1 CRISPR repeat array is annotated in these 1,006 nt (G+C 50.7%).

Annotated features, from left to right (window positions below):
- A CRISPR array of direct repeats spans positions 1-935; the repeat unit is 36 nt; unit sequence GTTTCCAATTTCTAGGGATCCCCCCGAAGGGGGAAC.
- Positions 936-1,006: the final 71 nt, after the last annotated feature.

The raw sequence follows: 1,006 nt of genomic DNA on the forward strand, positions 1-1,006 counted from the left end.
GTTTCCAATTTCTAGGGATCCCCCCGAAGGGGGAACCCGGCTTCAGCACGACTGTTCCAGTTGCCCATCAGCAATCTCTCGTTTCCAATTTCTAGGGATCCCCCCGAAGGGGGAACTGAGTTACTTGAATCGCCTAGGCAAGAATTTAGGCAAGTTTCCAATTTCTAGGGATCCCCCCGAAGGGGGAACATTATGTCCGAAAAACTGAATATGAACGGCAATCCGGCTGGTTTCCAATTTCTAGGGATCCCCCCGAAGGGGGAACAGGCCAAATGAAAACTCTTCGGTTGAACGACGATATGTTTCCAATTTCTAGGGATCCCCCCGAAGGGGGAACGTACATCATGGCTACCAGGACTTACACATACGAGGAAGTTTCCAATTTCTAGGGATCCCCCCGAAGGGGGAACGTTATTTCTTGAGGACGAAACTGTACTCATCTTCAACAAGTTTCCAATTTCTAGGGATCCCCCCGAAGGGGGAACCTAATTAAAGAGCGAGTGAAGACTCCTGCTCTTCGGGTTTCCAATTTCTAGGGATCCCCCCGAAGGGGGAACTGTGAGCATCTGCGTATTATTGCAAAGATGCTGGCGGGTTTCCAATTTCTAGGGATCCCCCCGAAGGGGGAACTACTATTACAATTATCAGCAGCAGCGTTGGGTCAGAATGACCCGTTTCCAATTTCTAGGGATCCCCCCGAAGGGGGAACGTCTACCAGGTTATTTCTTTCCTGAGTTAAAATATCAAGTTTCCAATTTCTAGGGATCCCCCCGAAGGGGGAACCTGGTTAGTGGTCGAGGAGGGCTTCGGTGATTGTGTCATCGAGTGTTTCCAATTTCTAGGGATCCCCCCGAAGGGGGAACGTACGAGAGTATCGCCGAGGTTTACGAAGTCTTCAAGTTTCCAATTTCTAGGGATCCCCCCGAAGGGGGAACGGTATGAGTAGGGTTGGGGGTAAGTCTGCTGTGGAGGGGTGTTTCCAATTTCTAGGGATCCCCCCGAAGGG

It is taken from the genome of Synechococcus sp. R60.1, from assembly GCF_047461835.1.
Lineage (GTDB): Bacteria > Cyanobacteriota > Cyanobacteriia > Thermostichales > Thermostichaceae > Thermostichus.